At 69.3% G+C, this 14,730-nt stretch carries 15 protein-coding genes; 6 read left to right on the top strand and 9 right to left on the bottom strand.

The features are described 5' to 3' along the window. From mbhE to mnhG, 6 genes are all read left to right on the top strand, one after another. A partial coding sequence (gene mbhE / locus M6444_RS21375) for a hydrogen gas-evolving membrane-bound hydrogenase subunit E (protein WP_298332124.1) occupies window positions 1-1,990 on the top strand: 1,990 nt, incomplete at its 5' end. Continuing rightward, window positions 1,987-2,469: a Na(+)/H(+) antiporter subunit C gene (locus M6444_RS21370; protein WP_298332121.1), complete on the top strand. Its 483-nt coding sequence runs from the start codon at window positions 1,987-1,989 to the stop codon at window positions 2,467-2,469. The genes mbhE and M6444_RS21370, both read left to right, overlap by 4 nt. Before the next feature lie 2 nt (window positions 2,470-2,471). Next, the gene (locus tag M6444_RS21365; RefSeq protein WP_363326459.1) at window positions 2,472-4,088 is read left to right on the top strand and encodes a Na+/H+ antiporter subunit D; all 1,617 of its coding nucleotides are present in this window, start codon (window positions 2,472-2,474) and stop codon (window positions 4,086-4,088) included. Then, a complete protein-coding gene (locus M6444_RS21360) occupies window positions 4,085-4,648 on the top strand; it encodes a Na+/H+ antiporter subunit E (RefSeq protein WP_298332115.1) in 564 nt (187 codons plus the stop codon). Before M6444_RS21365 ends, M6444_RS21360 begins: the two co-directional genes overlap by 4 nt. Continuing rightward, on the top strand, window positions 4,645-4,917 hold the full coding sequence (locus tag M6444_RS21355) for a monovalent cation/H+ antiporter complex subunit F (protein ID WP_298332112.1): 273 nt from the start codon (window positions 4,645-4,647) through the stop codon (window positions 4,915-4,917). The genes M6444_RS21360 and M6444_RS21355 overlap by 4 nt, the downstream gene beginning before the upstream one ends. Continuing rightward, window positions 4,914-5,267 (top strand): monovalent cation/H(+) antiporter subunit G, encoded by a 354-nt coding sequence (gene mnhG / locus M6444_RS21350; RefSeq protein WP_298332109.1) that lies wholly within the window; start codon window positions 4,914-4,916, stop codon window positions 5,265-5,267. The genes M6444_RS21355 and mnhG overlap by 4 nt, the downstream gene beginning before the upstream one ends. A 1-nt stretch (window position 5,268) precedes the next feature. Here mnhG and M6444_RS21345 read toward each other — a convergent pair whose 3' ends face one another. Genes M6444_RS21345 through M6444_RS21305 form a run of 9 tightly spaced genes read right to left on the bottom strand, consistent with a single transcriptional unit; the run spans window position 5,269 to window position 14,616 of the window. Then, window positions 5,269-5,754: a GNAT family N-acetyltransferase gene (locus tag M6444_RS21345; RefSeq protein ID WP_298332106.1), complete on the bottom strand. Its 486-nt coding sequence runs from the start codon at window positions 5,752-5,754 to the stop codon at window positions 5,269-5,271. A gap of 35 nt (window positions 5,755-5,789) precedes the next feature. Further along, a complete protein-coding gene (locus tag M6444_RS21340; RefSeq protein ID WP_298332103.1) occupies window positions 5,790-6,290 on the bottom strand; it encodes a carbonic anhydrase in 501 nt (166 codons plus the stop codon). A 22-nt stretch (window positions 6,291-6,312) separates the two neighbouring features. Continuing rightward, on the bottom strand, window positions 6,313-8,106 hold the full coding sequence (locus M6444_RS21335) for an MFS transporter (RefSeq protein WP_298332101.1): 1,794 nt from the start codon (window positions 8,104-8,106) through the stop codon (window positions 6,313-6,315). Beyond that, complete coding sequence (locus M6444_RS21330) at window positions 8,090-8,791, bottom strand: LppX_LprAFG lipoprotein (protein WP_298332098.1); 702 nt, start codon at window positions 8,789-8,791, stop codon at window positions 8,090-8,092. Before M6444_RS21330 ends, M6444_RS21335 begins: the two co-directional genes overlap by 17 nt. Window positions 8,792-8,835: 44 nt before the next feature. Next, window positions 8,836-11,289: a DNA topoisomerase (ATP-hydrolyzing) gene (locus M6444_RS21325; protein WP_298332097.1), complete on the bottom strand. Its 2,454-nt coding sequence runs from the start codon at window positions 11,287-11,289 to the stop codon at window positions 8,836-8,838. 52 nt (window positions 11,290-11,341) lie between these two features. After that, complete coding sequence (locus tag M6444_RS21320) at window positions 11,342-11,938, bottom strand: hypothetical protein (protein ID WP_298332095.1); 597 nt, start codon at window positions 11,936-11,938, stop codon at window positions 11,342-11,344. Between the two features lie 35 nt (window positions 11,939-11,973). Further along, window positions 11,974-12,564 carry a hypothetical protein gene (locus tag M6444_RS21315; RefSeq protein WP_298332093.1) on the bottom strand — a complete coding sequence of 197 codons (591 nt, stop codon included), beginning with the start codon at window positions 12,562-12,564 and terminating at the stop codon, window positions 11,974-11,976. A gap of 10 nt (window positions 12,565-12,574) precedes the next feature. After that, window positions 12,575-13,942 carry an ATP-binding protein gene (locus M6444_RS21310; protein ID WP_298332091.1) on the bottom strand — a complete coding sequence of 456 codons (1,368 nt, stop codon included), beginning with the start codon at window positions 13,940-13,942 and terminating at the stop codon, window positions 12,575-12,577. Then, window positions 13,939-14,616 carry a response regulator transcription factor gene (locus tag M6444_RS21305; RefSeq protein WP_298332088.1) on the bottom strand — a complete coding sequence of 226 codons (678 nt, stop codon included), beginning with the start codon at window positions 14,614-14,616 and terminating at the stop codon, window positions 13,939-13,941. Before M6444_RS21305 ends, M6444_RS21310 begins: the two co-directional genes overlap by 4 nt. Window positions 14,617-14,730 lie beyond the last annotated feature (114 nt).

Genomic DNA, 14,730 nt, shown 5'->3' with positions numbered 1-14,730 from the left:
TAGCTCCGCGCTGGCCGGGGTGGCGATGCTGGTCGCCCACGCGTTGTTCAAAGCGACCTTGTTCCTGGTGGTCGGCATCATCGACCGCATCACCGGCACCCGTGACCTGCGTGAGCTCAGCGGCGTGCGCCGGTCGATGCGCGTCGTGTTCGTCAGCTCGATCCTGGCGGCGGCCTCGATGGCCGGGCTGCCGCCCCTGGCGGCGTTCGTGGCGAAGGAGTCCGCCTACGGCTCCTGGCTCGATATCGCCGAGCACGGCGACGGCACCGGCATCGGACCCGTGGCGGGTTGGCTCGTCGTCTTCGGCCTGGCTGCCGGTTCGGCGTTGACCGCCGCCTACAGCGCCCGGTTCGTCTGGGGCGCTTTCGCCGACAAGCCGGGTGTCCCGTCGTGCCGGCCGCGTCGGGAAGCCCCGGTGGGCTTCATCGCCGCGCCGGCCATCCTTGCCGTGGCCGGGTTCGTGCTCGGCCTGCTCGGACGTCGCGAGACCGAACTGCTCTCGCCCTACACCGCCCAGTTCTCCACCGGCGCACAGGACGAATACCTGGCGCTGTGGCACGGGGTGTCTCTGCCGCTGGTCTTCTCCGTGCTCTCGGTGGCAGCCGGTGTCGTCGTGTTCTGGCGCCGACACGACGTGGAGCAGCTGATGACCCGGCTGCGCTGGCGGTTCGACGCCGAGAGCGGTTACCGCTTCACGATGCGAGCGATCGACCGGACGGCCGTCGAAGTCACCGGCGCCACTCAGCGCGGTTCGTTGCCGATCTACCTGGCCGTGATTTTCCTGGTGCTGATCGTGGTCCCGGGTGGCGCACTGCTTGCCGACGGCCTGGGCCACATCGAGGTGCACGGATGGGACGCGCCTGCGCAGTTGTTGGTGGCGGGCGTGATGGGGCTCGCAGCGGTACTGGCAGCCCGGTCGCGTCGGCGCCTGAAGGCCGTCATCCTGGCCGGCGTCACCGGCTATGGCATGGCGCTGGTGTTCATCCTGCAGGGCGCTCCCGACCTGGCCTTGACTCAGGTACTCGTCGAGACCGTGACTCTGGTGGTCTTCGTCCTCGTCCTGCGCAGGTTGCCGACTTACTTCTCCGACCGTCCGCTCACCGGATCACGCTGGTGGCGGCTGGCGCTCGGCGTGATGGTCGGTCTGGTCATGGCCGGGCTGACCCTGGCCGCCACGGGTGCTCGCACGGCCGACCCGGTATCCGAGCGGTTCGCCGAGCCGGCGGTCGAGTACGGGGGCGGGCACAACATCGTCAACGTCACCTTGGTCGACATTCGGGCGTGGGACACCATGGGTGAGATCTCGGTCCTGGTCGTCGCCGGAACCGGGGTGGCGAGCCTGATCTTCTTGATCACCAGCCGGACCGGGGCGTGGCGCAAGTCCCGCGAAGTCATCTCGAACGCCCGGGCGTCGGTGACCGTGCCTACGGGAGGCCGGGCGCATCGCAACATGTGGCTCCAAGCCGGCCCCACCCTACGGCCAGAGCGCCGGTCCATCATGCTCGAGGTGGTCACCCGGCTGATCTTCCACGTGATCATCGTCTTCTCGCTCTACCTGCTGTTCTCCGGGCACAACCTGCCCGGCGGAGGGTTTGCCGGCGGCCTCATGGCCGGGCTGGCCCTGATGGTTCGATATCTCGCCGGTGGGCGCCACGAACTGAACGAGGCCGCGCCGGTCGATGCCGGGCTGGTGCTCGGCGTGGGTCTGTTCATCGCGACCGGCTCCGGGATGATCCCGCTGGTCTTCGGCGGTGATGTCCTGCAGAGCGCGGTGGTGGACTTTCACGTGCCGTTGCTCGGCCACGTGCACTTCGTGACGTCGCTGTTCTTCGACATGGGCGTCTATCTGGTCGTGATCGGCCTGATGCTGGACGTCCTGCGCAGCCTGGGTGGCGGTATCGACCGCTACGTCGCCACGTTGGCCACCGAGCAGGATGACGACGACGAGCCCGTCACCGTGGGCGCTACGAAACGAGGGGAGGCCTCATGAGCGCCAACATCGCCATGGTCGCGCTGGTCGGGGTCTTGTTCGCAGCCGGCGTGTACCTCCTGCTCGAACGTAGCCTCACCCGGGTTCTCATCGGTGTCATTCTCATCGGCAACGGCGCCAACACGATGTTCGTCGTGGCTTCGGGCCCGGCCGGCGGCGCCCCGATCGTCGGGCTGACCCCCGTGGGCGACATGAGCGACCCGCTGCCGCAGGCCATGGTTCTCACCGCGATCGTCATCACCCTCGGGGTGACGGCGTTCCTGCTGGCGATGGCCTATCGCGCCTGGCAGTTGCACCAGCACGACGACGTGCAGGACGACGTCGAGGACGCGCTGATCAGGCGACGCGCCGAACTCGACGAGGCATCGTCGAGCTTCGACGACAGCGCGGGCGGCACCTTGGACGAGGAAGGCGCCGACGAAGACAACGGCGACAGCGCATCGGTGGGTTCCGGACAATCGCACGGGGGGATGTCGTGAACATCGAAGCCCTGGTCCCGCTGCCGGTCGTCCTGCCGCTGTTCGGCGCCGGGCTGGCCTTGGCGCTGGGCAGGTCAGCCCGAGCGCAGCGTGGCGTGAGCATCGTCGTGCTGAGCCTCGTCGTGGCTGTAGCAGCCGTGTTGCTCGTCCGTGCCGACAACGACGGGCCGCAGGTGATGCACGTCGGTGGATGGAATGCCCCCATCGGCATCTCCCTCGTCGCCGACCGGCTGTCCGCCCTGATGGTGCTGGTGTCGGCGATCGTGGCGCTGGGAGTTCTGGTGTACTCCCTGGGCCAGGGTGTGGTCGAGTACGGCCGTGACACCCCGCTGTCGGTCTTCCACCCGACGTTCTTGGTGCTGGTGGCCGGCGTGTCCAACGCGTTCCTGTCCGGCGATCTGTTCAACCTCTATGTCGGGTTCGAGATCTTGCTGGCCGCGAGCTACGTGTTGCTGACACTCGGCGGCACCGGCGCCCGGATCCGGGCCGGCACCACGTACGTCATCGTCAGCCTCGCGTCCTCGATCATCTTCCTCAGTGCGATCGCCCTGACCTACGCGGCCACCGGCACGGTGAACCTCGCTCACCTGGCCAGCAGGTTCGACGAGCTGCCAGGCGGTATCAGACTGACCATCCAGCTCACGCTGCTGACCGCGTTCGCGATCAAAGCCGCCGTGTTCCCGCTGTCCGCGTGGCTCCCCGACAGCTATCCGACGGCACCGGCGCCGGTGACGGCGGTGTTCGCCGGACTGCTGACCAAGGTCGGCGTGTACGCCATCATGCGCACCCAGACGTTGCTGTTCCCCGGCAGCGAGCTCAGCGATCTGCTGATGTGGGCGGCGCTGTTGACCATGCTCGTGGGGATCCTCGGTGCCGTCGCTCAGTCCGACATCAAACGTATGCTGTCGTTCACGCTGGTCAGCCATATCGGCTACATGGTCTTCGGGGTGGCCGTGGCCAGCGACGCGGGTCTGTCCGGGGCCATCTACTACGTGGTGCACCACATCGTCATCCAGACGAACCTGTTCTTGGTGGCCGGCATGATCGAACGGCGAGGAGGCAGCACATCACTGGACCGCCTCGGCGGCCTGGCGCGGTTGTCGCCGATCTTGGCGGTGATGTTCTTCGTCCCGGCGATGAATCTGGCCGGCATACCTCCGTTCTCCGGCTTCCTGGGCAAGATCGCCTTGATGCAGGCCGGGGTCGACAACGGCACCGCCCTGGCGTACGGGTTGGTCATCGGCAGCGTCGTCACGAGCCTGCTGACGTTGTACGCGATGGCCAAGGCGTGGAACCGCGCGTTCTGGCAGGGGCCCGACACGCAGGTGCCGATCGACGACATTCACCAGGTCGACGGCCTGGACGAGGTTCCGGACGGCACGCGGGTGACCGACCTGCACCGTAAGCCGGTGCAGACGGCTGAACGCCCGTCGGCCCGGGCGCGGCGGTCGATCCCGTTGCGGTGGATGCTGGCCGGGCCGGCCGGCGCCCTGCTGGGGGTCAGTCTGGCGATGACGATCTTCGCCGGGCCGTTGTTCGGGCTGACCGACCGCGCGGCAGTCGACCTGCGAGAACGCTCGCCGTACATCGAGGCCGTCTTCGAGGGGAGCGGACCATGAGCGCTCCGACCGCCACGACACAGCGGCACCGCAAGTTCCAATGGCCGTTGCTGTTCATCCTCGCCGGTTTCTGGGTGTTGTTCTGGGGCAGCGTGACGCCGGGGACCGTCGTGTCCGGGTTGGCGGTGGCGCTGTTCGTGGTCATGGTGTACCCGCTGCCGCCGATCGTGTTCGACGGCACGATCCATCCGGTCGGGATGCTCCGGCTGATCGGACGGTTCCTGACCGATCTGGTCGTGGCCAGCATTCAGGTGGCCGGCATGGTGTTGCGCAAGGAACACCCCACCAGTGCAGTCATCCAGGTCGATCTGCGTAGCCAGTCCGACCTCTACATGACCTTGACCGGCGAGCTGTTGACGCTGGTGCCGGGCAGCCTCGTCGTCGAGGCCAGACGCTCCACCCGGACGTTGTTCATGCATGTGATCGGAATCCGCGACGAGGCCGACGCCGAGCGCTTCCGGCAAGCGGCACTCGATCAGGAACGCCGGGTGGTCTTCGCCCTGGGCTCGCAGGCGGAGCTGGCCGCCTACCGCGAACGTGAGGAAGGCGAACGGCGATGAATGTCGTCATCTGGATCAGCGCCGCGATCCTGGTCGTGGCTGCCGTGCTGGTACTCATCCGCATGACCATCGGCCCCACCATGCTCAACCGGGTCGTGGCGATGGAGGTCATCATCGCGATCGTGGTGGCCGGGCTCGCGCTCGAGGCGGTGCTGAACGACAACACCACGACGTTGCCCATCCTGGTCGTCCTGTCGATGGTCGGTTTCGTCGGCTCGGTCAGCGTGGCGCGATTCGCTGCGCGCGACGAAAAGGGGAGGAAGGCATGACCTGGCCCGTGATCGCCGACATCATCACCTCCGTGTGTGTGCTGACCGGGGCGCTGCTGTCCCTGATCGCCGCAGTCGGCCTGCTGCGCTTCCCGGACCTGCTGACGCGGATGCACGCCGGCACGAAGCCGCAGGTCCTGGGGTTGCTCCTGATCCTGGTCGGCGTCGGGGTCCAGTTCGGGGGGCCGGACCACATCGGCATGCTGTTCGCCGTGGCGATGTTTCAGCTGCTCACTGCCCCGATCTCGGCCCACATGGTGGGCCGGGCGGCCTACCTGTACCGGCACGTCCACGAGGAGTATCTCGTCATCGACGAGTTGATGCCGGTGATGGGCGACGGCGCCGAGTAGCTCAGTCGATGGCGCGCGTGTAGTACCGGACCATCTTGGGTTGCGTCGTCAGCTCGGCTCGCCCGACCTCGTCGAACCCCATCGCCAGATGGAAGGCGTCCGAGACTGGATTCGGTGGGTCCAGGTTGACCTCGGCGCACAACACGGTGTGGCCGCTGGCCTGCGCGGCGGAGATCACGTCGGTGTACAGCGCCCGCGCCAGGCCGCGGCCACGGGCGGCCGGCGCCACCACGACCCGGTCGATGTAGGCGAACCGGTCGTACCGGCGCCGGAACCACTGGAAGTTCTCGGCATCGGAGGCACTGTCCTGGTCGAGCGCGACGACCATGGCCGTCGCGTCGTCGGTGACGCGTACGCGCCAGGCCAGGGCGAACAGCTCACGTAACCCGGTCAAGGTCAGCTCCGACAACTCCACGGCGTGGTCGTTGTTGAGGGCGAGCAGGGCGGGTTCGTCGTCGGGCCTTGGTGGCCGCAGTGGTTCGGTCACCGGGTCAGAGTAGAACGAAGCGGTCCGGGACATGGTCACGACACCCGGCGAAGGCGGCCGGTGTCCACGTCGTAGATGAATCCGCCGACATGTACGCCTGAGGGCAGGTAGGGCCACGAACGAATCCGTTGAACGTCGCCGGCCAGCGTCGCCGTCTGGTCGTCGACGAGATGGAAGTCCAGGCTGCGGGCGTCGATGCCGGAACTGTTCAAGATCGCAGTATTGACCTCGTCGGCCGACGAGCTGGCCATCTTGCACTGGGTGTGCGCGACGACCATGATCCGATCCACGCCCAGCAGGTGAGTGGCCAGGGCCAGGGTGCGCAGCACGTCGGTGGTGACCCGGGCGCCGGCGTTGCGCATGATCTTCGCGTCGCCGGGCTTGAGGCCCAGCATCTCCAGCGGCTCGATACGCGAGTCCATGCAGGTGACGACGGCGAGCCCGCGTGCGGCCACGGGCGCGAGCCCGCGCAAGGCGAACGAGGCGGCGTAGTCGGTGTTGGCAGCCAGGACGTCGTCGAAGTCCTCAGGTGGCATGGGCTGGATCTCCTCTTGGCCGCTATTGCTTCGGGACGGGGTGGGGTCGTGGCTGGTGGAGGAGCAGGGCTGCTGCGGCCGCCACGGCGGCGCAGACGGCTGCGCCGGTGAAGGTGGCCTGGAGTTGCTCGACGATGGCGGTGCGGACGGCGTCGTCGTAGGCAGGGCAGTCTGTTGGCGTGCGGGGGCAGGTGACCGCCGGCGAGTCGATACGGGCCTGAACGTCGTAGAGCCGACGCAACCCGATGGCCGTCAGGGCGGACAACCCCGCGAGCATGCCGATCATGCGAGCCACGACCACCAGTGCGCTGGCCACACCGTGCGTCTCTGCCGAGACGGCGGCGAGGATGGCTGAATTGACCGGCGCGACGGCGAGACCGAAGCCCAGACCGGCCAGCGCGAGGACGAGATCGCTGCCGACACCGTCGAGCGAGCCGAGGCCCCACGTGGACATGGCCACGAGCCCGGTTGTGGCCAGCGCCATGCCCACGCACGTCAGCAGTGCCGGTGACAGCCGGCGCACCAGCCATCCGCCGAGCAGGGCGCCCACCGGCAAGGCCACCAGGAAACGCAGCAACACCACCGCCGCGTCGAACTGGTCGGCGCCGGGCAGCACGGTGCGCGCCAGCACGGGAACGTCGACGACCACCGCGACCAAGGCGGCACCGACGAACACGCTGACCACGAGCGCACCCCAGGCCGGCCGGGCACGCACGGCGACTGCGGGTACCAGGGGAGAACTGGCCCGGCGCTGCCGCCAGCCGAAGGCGGCGAAGGCCACGGCGGAACCCAGCAACAGCCACGGCCCGCTCGGCGCGATCACCCGCTCGGCGGTGTCGGCGGCGGCGAAGCTGAGCACGATTCCGCCGAGCGCCGCGCCGAGCAGGATCGCGCCGGGCAAGTCCGCGGCCCGCAACACCGCTGGGGCGCGCCGCAGGTCGATCAACGGCCGGGCCGCGGTGAGTTCGCGCGCCACGAAGGCCACGGTGGCGACGATGGCCGTGACCGCCAGCGGAGTGGTCCATGACGATGCTGCGACCATCGGGACCAGCACCTCGCCCCAGGCGACACTGCGCTCGAGGGCGACCGGCCGGACGAGGGCGACCCCACCGGCGGCGAGCGCCAGCGTGGCCAGCATCGCCCCCAGGTAGTCCGGGCGGCCCCTCGGCGCAGCGCCGCTGACGCCGCGGCGGCCGCCGAGCAACCCCACCGACAAGACCGCACCGGCGATGCCGTTGACCCAGAAGATCGCCCGCCAGTCGGCGAAGGCCAGAATGCCCGCGCCGAACAGCGGTCCCAGCACCGCCCCGGCCTCCTGGACCGCACCCACCAGCCCGAGCGGGACACCGCGCTGCTGCGGCGGCCACAGGTCGGCGACCAGGGCCAGCGTCACCGGCACCAGTGCGCCTCCGCCGGCTCCCTGCAGGAACCGGCCCGTGACCGCTTCTGCCAGCGCCGGTGCGGAGGCTGTGACGACCGAGCCGGCAGTGAACACCACCAACGCCCCGACCAGGACCGAGATCCGGCCGACCACGTCGGATATGCGGCCGACCAGCGGAAGCACGACGACGTAGCCGAGCAGGAACATCGACACCAGTGGCGCCGCCCGCTGCAGCTCGTCGCCGTCCAGGCCGACACCGACCATCATCTCCGGCAGCGCCAGCACGATGACGTAGGTGTCGGCCGCGGCCAGGAGCACGCCGATGCCGCACAGGACGAGAACACCGACGCCGCCCAACGCCGGAACCCGGCGCCCCGAACCCCCGGCGGCCCGCTCCGGCCCGGCCACTCGAGGCCGGTCAGTCGGTGGGTGCACGGATCTCGACCGGTTCGTCGTAATCGTCGAGGCGCACGGTATAGCTCTGCTCGCCGCCTGCGTAGAACGGTCCGGTCAGCGTGGCCTGGCGCAATCGCCCGGAGTCAGGCTCCAGCGCCCACCTGGCGTGGACCTCGGCATCCGGGTCGGCGATGGCCAGGACGGTACCGACCAGCTCGCCCGGCAGGACCGACTCGACCTGGTCGTACACCTCGCCGTCGAGGCGGACCTGCTCGCCGGCCTCGACGTTCGTCCCGGCCGTCAGCAGCTTGCTCACGCCGTGGTCGGGATCGAGCAGCTTGCCGGGATCGCCGAACCCCTCGAGATCGTCGGCGTGGATCTCTTCGAAACCGCCGCTGAACGGCAACTGCGCCCACAGCCGCTCGTCGATCGAGACGACGCCGATGGTGGCGGGCACGGCACCGGCCCGGATCCGCAGCTCACCGGAGAACGACGCGGGCGGCGCGGCCACCCCTTCTGCGCTGATGACGACGCTTCCGGAGTCGGGCAGATCGTCACCCTCGACCGTGAACCGGATGCCTTCGACATCGTCGAGATGTTCTCCCGCGGCTTCGAGCGCGGCTTGCGGATCCTGCTCGACCGCACCGCCGCCGTCGTCGCCACTGCAGCCGGTCAGGGCGAGTGCAGTCACGACGGCGATGAACCCTAGGGCAACGGGACGCATGAGGGAAGTCTGCCAGGACGGCCCCGGTGGCCGGCCAACGCCTCTCAGGGTGTTCCCAGGTTCGGGCCGACCGAGGCGATCCGTTGGCCTGCGGCCTCGCCGGAGCCGTCGCGGCGGCCGGTGGCGTCGGGCAACTCGACGGGCACGCCACTGGCGGCAGCGGCTCGAGCAGGAGCGGGACCGGCCCACGCCAAGATGAGGGTGTCTTCACCCTTGAGGAACCGGTGGCACCGCACGCCGCCGGTGGCTCGTCCCTTGGCGGGGTACTCGTCGTACGGGGTGACCTTGACCGATCCGTTCTGCGTGCCCGGCAAGGCGTCCGACGAACCGGCGATCGTGACCACGCTGCTGGATGAGCCAGGATCGGTGGCGCCGAAGAACGTGACTCGCGCTCCGGCGCTCAACTTGATGCCGGCCACGCCGCCTCCGGAGCGTCCTTGCGGGCGGACGAGCGAGGCGGAGAAGCGCAGCAATTGCGCATCGGAGCTGATGAACACCAGGTCTTCCTCGCCGCTTCGCAGTTCGGTGGCGCCGACGACCTGATCGCCTTCGTCCAGGCGGATGATCTCCCAGGCGTCCTTGTTGGCCGGATGATCGGTGGTCACGCGTTTGACGACACCCTTGGCGGTGCCCAGCGCAAGCCCGGCGGAATCAGGATCGAACGTGGCCAGGCACAACACTCGCTCGTCGCGTTCGAGCTCCACGAACTCCTTCAGCGGCGCGCCACCGGCCAGGGTCAGCGACGCCGTGGGCGGCAGCGACGGCAGGTCGAGAACCGGCAGGCGGATCATCCGCCCGGCGCTGGTGACCAGACCCACGTGGCCCCGAGCCGTCGTGGCCGCGACCGAGACGATGACGTCGTGCTTGGCCCGGGAACTGGTCGTCGCCGGTGCGGTGTCGTCTGAGGTCCGAGCCAACAGGCCCGACGACGAGAGCAGGACCCGGCACGGGTCGTCGGCGACTTCCAGAGCCGTGGCCGCCTGACGAGGCGTGGCCTGGCCCGCGTCCTCGAGCAAGACGGTGCGCCGCGGGGTGGCGTGCTTGGCCGACACCTCGGCGAGCTCGGCCGACACGGCTTCGCGCAGAAGCGCCTCGTCCTCGAGCAGCGCCGTCAACTCGGCGATGGTACGGCGCAGTTCCTCGCCTTCCTTCTCCAGCTCCAGCCGGTCGTAGCGGGTGAGCCGGCGCAGCGGGGTGTCGAGGATGTAGCGGGCCTGGACGTCGCTGAGATCGAAGACCGCCATCAGCCGTTCCCGCGCCGCCTGGGCGTCGTCGGAGGACCTGATGACGGCGATGACCTCGTCGATGTCGAGCAGCGCGATCAGCAGGCCGTCGACCAGGTGCAACCGGTCGGCCGCCTTGGTGCGGCGGAACTCGCTGCGACGCCGGACGACGTCGAGGCGGTGAGCGATGAAGACCTCGAGCAGTTCCTTCAGCCCGAGGGTGCGCGGCTGGCCGTCGACGAGAGCCACGTTGTTGATGTTGAACGAGTCCTCGAGCGGGGTGAGGCGGTACAGCTGTTCGAGGACGGCCTCGGGGACGAAACCGCTCTTGAGCTCGATGACCAGACGCAAGGCGGTGTTGCGGTCGGTGTAGTCGACGACGTCGGCGACACCGGCGAGCTTCTTGTTCTTGACCAGCTCGACGATGCGCTCGCGGATGCGCTCCGGGCCCACCATGTAGGGCAGTTCGGTGATGACGATGCCCTTGCGGCGCGCGGTGATGTTCTCGATGCGGGCCGTGGCGCGGGTCTTGAACGCTCCGCGCCCGGTCTCGTAGGCCTCACGGACACCGTCGAGGCCGACGATGCGTCCGCCGCTGGGCAGGTCGGGGCCGGGGATGAACCGCATGAGGTCGTCGAGTTCGGCCTCGGGATGGGCCAGCAGATGCCGGGTGGCCTCGATGACCTCGCCGAGATTGTGCGGCGCCATGTTGGTGGCCATGCCGACGGCGATCCCGCTCGCGCCGTTGACGAGCAGGTTGGGGAACGCAGCGGGCAGTACCTCGGGCTGCTCGAACTGGCCGTCGTAGTTGGGCACCATGTCGACGACGTTCTCGTCGAGAGACTGCGTGAGCAGCATCGCCGGTTCGGCCATCCGGCACTCGGTGTACCGGTAGGCCGCCGGGCCGGCGTCCAGCGAGCCGAAGTTGCCGTGGCCGTCGATCAACGGCACCCGCATCGCCCACGGCTGTGCCATCCGCACAATCGTGTCGTAGATGGCGCCATCGCCGTGTGGATGCAGCTTGCCCATGACGTCGCCGACCACACGGCCGCACTTGACGTGCGGGCGGTCGGGACGCAGGCCCATCTCGTTCATCTGGAACAGGATCCGGCGCTGTACGGGCTTCAACCCGTCGCGGGCATCGGGAATCGCCCGGGAGTAGATGACGGAGTAGGCGTATTCGAGGAAGCTGCCACGCATCTCCTCGGAGACGTCGACGTCGAGGATGGTCTCCTCGAAGTCTTCGGGTGGTGGTGTCGTGGTCCGGCGTGCCATGGGAACATTCTTGCGCCTCGGCGAGGCGATCGGTCGCAGCGACCCGCGGTCGTCAGTCCGTGGCGGTGAGCACCACGGCGACCAAAGCGAGTCCGGGCACGATGACCAGCAGGTTGCGCAGGATCGGGCGACGCTCGAGCAACGGCACCGCGGCGGGGTGGCTGGCGGCGAGGTCCTTCGCCGTGGTGGTGCCGCTGATCTTGCGCGGTGCGATGCCCACTTGCTTGATGACGCGGCGCATGTCGTCCACGAGCCAATGGGTGCCGCGCAGCCGGGCGAGGCGCCGTCCGGCGTGATCGAGCACGAACACATGGGGGAACGTCCGGCTCGCGCGGTGCGAGCGGGGCATCGCCACCGCGACGACTTCAGCGATGTCGTCGCGTGGCGCCTTGCGGGTGCGCACCAGCCCGGTACTGATCAGCTCGGTCGGGGTGACGACGACTCTGGCCCGTCGGAAGTACAGCGAGACCAGGCTCGACCCGCCGGCGGCGATCAGCACCGCCAACAGCACGCCGAGACCGCCGCCGCGCAGGAACAGCACGACCGCGACCAGGGCCAGCATGAACGCGGGGGCGCGATGCGTCTGCAGATAACGCCACAACGACGGCCTCAGCTCCAGCTGGGCACCTTGCGTGGGCGGTCCGGGCACGGGCCCGATCATAGGCCCTCGGCCAGAGATCGTCGTCACACGACGATCGCCAGGATGATGAACAGCACAGCCATGACGGCGACGGCGGAGAGCAGGGCGAAGCTGTACGGGCGTCGTTCGCCGAACCACATGATCCCCGGGTACCACGTCGCGAGCTGCTTCGCCGTCACGGGCCGATCCGGGCCGGCGAGCGGCAGACCGAGGTGGGCGACGAGGCGCCTGAGGTCGTCGTCGCGGTAATACCGCGTGTAGATCCGCGCGAGCCGGTTCCCGTGGTGGTCGAGAACGAACAGGTTGCCGTACACCGGTGTTCGCGGCGCGATGATCATGGCGTGAACGATCCGGGCCGCGTCGGAGCGCAGGAAGCGCTGCCGCTTGACCATGCCGGAGACGACGATCTCGGCCGAGGTGACGACCACCTCGGCCCGGCGGTGATGCACCAGCACGGCTGCCACCACCGGAAGGCCGATCGCAGCGGCCAGCAGTGCGGCCCACACGACCGCGTCCGGCCCCTGCATCACTCCGCCGGCGACGATCAGCAGCATGATCGCGGCTGTCCCGGCCAGGGCGACACGCTGTGAGCGCCGGCTCGGGCGCACGACGAGCTCGGCGGAGTCGATGGTCATCGAGACATGATCATACGGACGGCAGCGCGATGACGAACCGGGCGCCGGGCTCGGCGTCCTCGACGGTCAACGTGCCGCCGTGGGCGCTGACGATCTCGCCCGCGATGGCCAGGCCCAGTCCGGCACCGCCGGCGTCCCGGTCGCGCGCGTCGTCGAGTCGGGTGAACCGCTCGAAGATGCGCTCCCGGTCGGCTTGGGGGACACCCGGGCCGTCATCGGTGACCATCAGGGTCACCGTCGGTGAACCCGGCCGCACCGTGATGGTGACCGTGGTGGCGGCATGCCGCACGGCGTTGTCGACGAGGTTGCGCACCGCCCTGATGAGACTGTCGCGGTGCGCGGTGGTGCCGACCGGTTGCGCAGGCGCGTCGACGACGACACGCACCGCGCTCGCGTCGGCCGTCCGGGCCGCATCGGCCGCCTCGGTGGCGATCACCCGCAGATCGACATCCTCGGTGTCGCCCGCCGGCCGGGGATCGTCGAGGTGTGCCAACACGAGCAGGTCGTCAACCAAGCGGGACATCCGGGTGACTTCGGCCAGGGCGTCGTTCGCGGTCTCGGCCGGGTCGGCGGCGTCGGGGTGGATGAGGGCCACCTCGAGGGTCGTCCGCAGCGACGCGATGGGGCTGCGCAACTCGTGAGCCGCATCGGCGACGAACGCCCGCTGCCGTTCGGAGGCAGCGTCGAGCCGGGCGAGCATGTCGTTCAACGTCACCGCCAGCCGCCGGAGCTCGTCGTCAGCGGCCGGTACCGGCAATCGCCGACGCTCCCCACCGGTGCCGGTGATGACCTCGGCGCCGGCGCGAAGCTCCTCGACCGGGCGCAACGCACGCGTGGTGATCATCCAGCTCAACAGCCCCAGCGCGCCGGTCAGCACGATGCTGCCGAGCCCGACGCCGACAGCGGCGAACCGCACGCTTCGGTCGTGCTCTTCCAGCGAGACCGCCACGACGACAGTCTGCGGATCGTCGGCGGACCCGGCCGGCTCACCAACGACGCGCAGCCGCTCAGGCATACCGAGCCGGCTACCGTCCAGTTCGACCGCGTCCCCGGACCGAATCGCCTCGACGTCGTCGGGCCGCACGATCGGCACCAGACGGTCACCACCGGGGGTGGAGGCGCGAACTCGGCCCTGTGCGTCGACGACCTGGGCTGCTTCGGCGCCCGAGCCCGGGAGCGGATTGGCGAGCTGGTCGGAGTTCACGAGCGCGGCGACGTCGCGGGCATAGCCGTGTGCGGAGTCGTCGAGCGCGCCGAGCAGGGCGCGATCGAGGGCAACCACCATGAGGACACCCATGACGGCCAGCCCCGCGGCGGCGACCAGCGTGGCGGCGAGGGTGAGGCGGGCGCGTAGGCCGAGGCCTGCCAGCAGGCTCATCCGCCGTCGCCGGCAAGCCGGTAGCCGGCCCCTCGAACGGTCTGCAGCGCACGCCGACCGAACGGCGTGTCGATCTTGCGACGCAGGTAGCCCACATAGACCTCGACGACGTTGGGGTCGCCATCGTAGTGCGCATCCCACACGTGCTGGAGGATGTCGAGCTTGGACACCACTTCGTCGCGGCGGCGCATGAGGAACTCGAGCAGGCTGAACTCCCGGGCGGTCAGGGCGACGTCGACCGCACCCCGGCGTACCGTGCGTGCGCTCGGATCGAGCTCGAGATCGCCGGCGGTCAGCACCGAGGGCCGGGCCGGTGCGCCGCGGCGCAGCAGCGCCCTGATCCGGGCGACGAGCACGACATAGGAGAACGGCTTGGTGAGGTAGTCGTCCGCGCCGATGTCCAGCCCGTCGGCCTGGTCGTACTCACCGTCCTTGGCCGAGAGCATGAGGATCGGCACCCAGTTGCCCTCGGCCCGCAGTGTGCGGCAGACGCGGTATCCGGACAGCGACGGCAGCATCACGTCGAGGACGATGACGTCGTAGTCGTTCTCGCGCGCCAGGAACAGGCCGTCGCGACCGTCGTGAGCGAGCTCGACGGCGAAGCCTTCGGCGGACAGGCCGCGCTGCAGGGCGCGCGCCAGACCCTTCTCGTCCTCGACCACGAGTACCCGCATGGCACTAGCTTGCCCTGCCGTGGTGGGTATTGATGTCGATGGCGGGATCGACGCTCTCAGCGTCTTCACAGGCGAGGTCGCGCACAGTGGAAGCACACCATGCCAGACACTGGC

It is taken from the genome of Haloactinopolyspora sp. (genome assembly GCF_027324685.1).
Classification (GTDB): domain Bacteria; phylum Actinomycetota; class Actinomycetes; order Jiangellales; family Jiangellaceae; genus Haloactinopolyspora.
Note: the sequence above shows the minus strand (reverse complement) of the source record. Positions and strands in the feature narration are given on the sequence as shown.

Coding starts and splice junctions, on each gene's coding strand:
- M6444_RS21360 (WP_298332115.1), top strand. CDS start 4,085: ATGAGCGCTCCGACCGCCACGACACAGCGGCACCGCAAGTTCCAATGG.
- M6444_RS21355 (WP_298332112.1), top strand. CDS start 4,645: ATGAATGTCGTCATCTGGATCAGCGCCGCGATCCTGGTCGTGGCTGCC.
- M6444_RS21305 (WP_298332088.1), bottom strand. CDS start 14,616: ATGCGGGTACTCGTGGTCGAGGACGAGAAGGGTCTGGCGCGCGCCCTG.
- M6444_RS21315 (WP_298332093.1), bottom strand. CDS start 12,564: ATGACCATCGACTCCGCCGAGCTCGTCGTGCGCCCGAGCCGGCGCTCA.
- mnhG (WP_298332109.1), top strand. CDS start 4,914: ATGACCTGGCCCGTGATCGCCGACATCATCACCTCCGTGTGTGTGCTG.
- M6444_RS21340 (WP_298332103.1), bottom strand. CDS start 6,290: ATGCCACCTGAGGACTTCGACGACGTCCTGGCTGCCAACACCGACTAC.
- M6444_RS21325 (WP_298332097.1), bottom strand. CDS start 11,289: ATGGCACGCCGGACCACGACACCACCACCCGAAGACTTCGAGGAGACC.
- M6444_RS21310 (WP_298332091.1), bottom strand. CDS start 13,942: ATGAGCCTGCTGGCAGGCCTCGGCCTACGCGCCCGCCTCACCCTCGCC.
- M6444_RS21370 (WP_298332121.1), top strand. CDS start 1,987: ATGAGCGCCAACATCGCCATGGTCGCGCTGGTCGGGGTCTTGTTCGCA.
- M6444_RS21330 (WP_298332098.1), bottom strand. CDS start 8,791: ATGCGTCCCGTTGCCCTAGGGTTCATCGCCGTCGTGACTGCACTCGCC.